At 74.5% G+C, this 3511-nt stretch carries 3 protein-coding genes and 2 pseudogenes; 3 read left to right on the forward strand and 2 right to left on the reverse strand.

Translation table 11 applies throughout. The features are described from left to right. Together EYA84_RS28870 and bioD are read left to right on the forward strand one after the other, a co-directional pair. Positions 1–147: pseudogene (locus tag EYA84_RS28870) on the forward strand (8-amino-7-oxononanoate synthase); the annotation flags it as partial. Then, a complete protein-coding gene (bioD, locus tag EYA84_RS28875) occupies positions 135–872 on the forward strand; it encodes a dethiobiotin synthase (RefSeq protein WP_131057143.1) in 738 nt (245 codons plus the stop codon). The pseudogene EYA84_RS28870 and the gene bioD, both read left to right, overlap by 13 nt. 11 nt (positions 873–883) lie before the next feature. On the opposite strand, the gene EYA84_RS28880 is transcribed toward bioD, so the two are convergent. Beyond that, positions 884–2065, reverse strand: coding sequence for a cytochrome P450 (locus tag EYA84_RS28880; protein ID WP_131057147.1), 1182 nt, complete (start codon positions 2063–2065; stop codon positions 884–886). Between the two features lie 72 nt (positions 2066–2137). Next, positions 2138–2806 carry a methyltransferase gene (locus tag EYA84_RS28885; RefSeq protein ID WP_131057145.1) on the reverse strand — a complete coding sequence of 223 codons (669 nt, stop codon included), beginning with the start codon at positions 2804–2806 and terminating at the stop codon, positions 2138–2140. Between the two features lie 176 nt (positions 2807–2982). On the opposite strand from EYA84_RS28885, the pseudogene EYA84_RS28890 reads away from it, so the two are divergent. Beyond that, positions 2983–3511: pseudogene (locus tag EYA84_RS28890) on the forward strand (hypothetical protein); the annotation flags it as partial.

Raw genomic sequence — 3511 nt, forward strand, 5'->3', positions numbered from 1 at the left:
TGCCGGGACCGGGGCGTGGCGGTCGGCTGTTTCCGGCCGCCCTCGACCCCGGACAGCCGGTCCCGGCTGCGGCTCACCATCGGTGCCGGGCCGTCCCGGGCGGACTTCGAGCGGGCCCTGGAGGTCATCGTGGAATGTGCGCCGTGACGGATCAGTGGCGCGGACCGGTGCTGGTCACCGGGACCGACACCGAGGTCGGCAAGACGGTGGTGACCGCCGCGATCACGGCCGCCGCGCAGGCGGCCGGGCTGCGGGTGGCGGTGGTCAAACCCGGCCAGACGGGTACGGCCACCGGTGAGCCCGGCGACGTCGAGGCGGTCACCCGGCTCTCCGCCCCGATGACCGCCCGCACGCTGGCCGCCTACCCCGATCCGCTCGCCCCGTTGGCCGCCGCCCGGGTGGCGGACCTGCCGCCGCTGGAGTTGTACAACGCCGTCGACGCGATCCGCGAGGAGGCGGAGAAGCACGACCTGGTGCTGATCGAGGGCGCCGGTGGGCTGCTCGTCCCGATGGGGCTGCGACCCTCGGGCGAGGCGTGGACGGTGGCCGACCTGGCGGTGTCGTTGGGTGCCCCGGCGGTGGTGGTGGCCCGCGCGGGTCTCGGCACCCTCAACCACACCGCGCTCACCCTGGAGGCGCTGGACCGGCGTGCGGTGCCGGCGGGTGTGGTGATCGGCGCCTGGCCGGCCGACCCGGAGCTGGTGCACTGGGCCAACGTCAGCGACCTGCTGCCGAACCTGCTCGGTGCGTTGCCGTCCGGGGCCGGGGCGATGGACCCGGGGGTGTTCCGGCGGTCCGCGCCGGGCTGGCTGACCCCGGCGTTGTACGGCGTGCTCGACGACTGGCGGGCCTGGGCCGACGAGATCAACTGAGGCCGACGAGATCAACCGAGCGGGGCGCGCGTCACGACCAGGGCGTCCGGCATCCGGAAGGTGAGGTTGTCCGGGTAGCGGGGTGCGCGGAGCACACGGACCCGGGCCAGCAGCGGCGCCACCTCGGTCACCACGGTCGCCGCCTCCATCCGGGCGAGTTGGTCGCCCACGCAGCGGTGTACGCCCGCGCCGAAGGCCAGGTGCCGGCGTGACCCGCGTTGCCCCGGCCGGAACCCGTCCGGTGACTCGACGACCGCCGGGTCGCGTCCGGCACCAGCCAGCCAGAGCACGATGCTGGTGCCCGCCGCCACCGCCGTCCCGCCCAGCGTGGTGTCCACGGCGGCGACCCGCCGCCAGGTGACGATCGGCGGTTCCCGTCGCAGCCCCTCCTCGACGACGTCGGTGACGGCCACCGTGCCGTCGCGCAGCCCGGCGAGCACGGTCGGTTCCCCGATCAGCCGGTGCATCAGCAGAGTGAGGAACTGCGAGGTGGTCTCCTGGCCGGCGACCAGCAGGAAGAACAGTGCGCCGACCACCACGTCGGGCGGGTGCCCGGCGTCCCGCAACGACGCGGCGAGCCCGCCGCCGGTGACCGCGAACTCGCGCAGCACCCGGTGGAAGCGACCCACCTCGGTGGCGAGGGCCTGCTGCCGGTCGGCGTCCAGGGGTGCCCAGAACAGTTCCAGCGCGGCGCGGGCGAACTCCTTCACCGCCGCCACCGGCGCGTCGGGCAACTCGACCAGCCGGGCCAGGACCAGCAGCGGCAGGTCGGCGGCGAGCGCGGCGTGCAGGTCGACGTGCACGCCCTCGTCGAGCGTCGCGTCCAGACCGGCCACCCGTCGGCGGACCAGCGCGGCGAGCCAGTCCCGCTGCTCGGCCACCCGCCTCGGGTGCAGCGCGTCGGCGACCAGCGCGCGGATCCCCGGGTGGTCGGCCCCGCCGTTGTTGGCCAGCGTGGGCGGCAACCGGAACCGGTGCGCGGCGAGGACGCGCAGCGCGGCCACCGGGATCGGGGTCACTGCGTCCAGGGCGTTGTCCGGGCGGTACGTCACCGGGTCGGTCAGCACCTGCCGCACCAGCGCGTGCCGGGTCACCAGCAGATGGGCGACACCCACGTGGTCGACGACCCGGACCGGGTCGACACCCGCCCCCGCACCGGCTCCGGCGGACCCGGCTCCCCGGGCATCGGCCATGGCGGCACCGGCCCCGGCGCTCGCGGTCGCCTCCGGGGCCTGCTCCCAGGCGCGGAACAGCACCGCGTCACGCTAGCGGGCCGCCGACGGCCGTCCCGCGCGCAGCCGCCACACCGTGGTGCGCTTCACCCGTACGCTCTCCAGCGCCTCGCTGACCGGCACGTCGTAGGCGGCCAGCTCGTCGAAGCGGTCCCGGGGCAGGAAGGCGCGTCCGGGATCGCCGACCAGCACGGTGGCCCCGGACCGGGCGGCGCGCAGCAGGAACCGCAGGACCCGGTTGGCCATCGCCTCGCTGTAGAACACGTCGCCGGCGAGCACCACCTCGGCGTCCCCGGCGTCCCGATCGAGGACGTCGCCGAGTTCGGCGTCGACGCGTACCCCGTTGGCTTCGGCGTTGAGCGCGACCGCCGCGACGGCCAGCTCGTCGACCTCCACCGCGCGCACGGCGGCGGCACCGGCCCTGGCGGCGGCGATCGCCACCAGGCCGGAGCCGGAGGCGAAGTCGAGGATCCGCCGGCCGGCGACGAGGTCCGGGTGGTCGGTGACGTACCGGGCGAGGCCCTGACCGCCCGCCCAGGCGAAGGCCCAGAACGGCGGCGGCCGGTCGCTGCGGAACTCACCCTCGGTCAGCTCCCAGAGGCCGATCGGCTCGTCCGCCTGGTGCAGCCGTACCTCGGGGACGAAGGCGACGGGACCGAGCCGGGCGTGCAACTGGACGAAGGCGGCGGAGAGAGCGGACACCCGGTGATTGTCCATCGTGACCCTGTTCGGCGTGTCGCGGGTGTCGCGTGACCGGTTCAATACCGTACGTGAAAAGGGGCATCTTGCTTCACACCACGTGCGAACACGCCCGTCTACCGGCTGGCGCCCGGCCCTCATAGCGTGGCCGATGGAGGCGACCAACAGGAGGACAGATCGTGAGAAGGCTGTGGCGGAACACGCTACGGATCGGGGTGGTACTGGCCTGCGTCACCGGTGTGCACCTGGCCATGTCCGCGCCGGCACAGGCGGCGTTCGCCACCGAACTCAGCGGCCTGCCGGACCGGTTCACCGCCGGAGGGCGGGTGGAGACGGTCTCCGCCGTGGTGTCCCGCTCCGACCAGGGCGGCTGCATCAAGGTGCGTTGGTCGATGGTGGTCGGTGTGCAGGGCGTACGGCTGGACCAGGTGCGGATCGACCGGATCGAGGAGAACGGTTCGTTCCCGGTGCAGGTGCGGACCGAGGGCAACGCGGCCCGGTTGACCGACCGGCAACTCGACCCGGGCACGCTCTGCCCGGGGCGTACGGTGACCGCCCAGTACCGGATCGCGTTCGCCCGGAACGCCGACCAGGGGCAGGTCCAGCTCGCCGTCGAGGCGTACGACCAGAACCTGCAGTTGCTGTCCCGTCAGACCGCGACCCGCGACGTGGTCGGCGGCCAGGGGGCGGCCCGGCCGACGGCGGCGC

Origin of the sequence: Verrucosispora sp. SN26_14.1, from assembly GCF_004307965.1 — a bacterium.
In the GTDB taxonomy this organism is placed as follows: domain Bacteria; phylum Actinomycetota; class Actinomycetes; order Mycobacteriales; family Micromonosporaceae; genus Micromonospora.

Bases quoted from the DNA above. Each gene is read 5' to 3' on its own strand.
- bioD (WP_131057143.1), top strand. From the start codon at position 135: ATGTGCGCCGTGACGGATCAGTGGCGCGGACCGGTGCTGGTCACCGGG.
- EYA84_RS28880 (WP_131057147.1), bottom strand. From the start codon at position 2,065: ATGGCCGATGCCCGGGGAGCCGGGTCCGCCGGAGCCGGTGCGGGGGCG.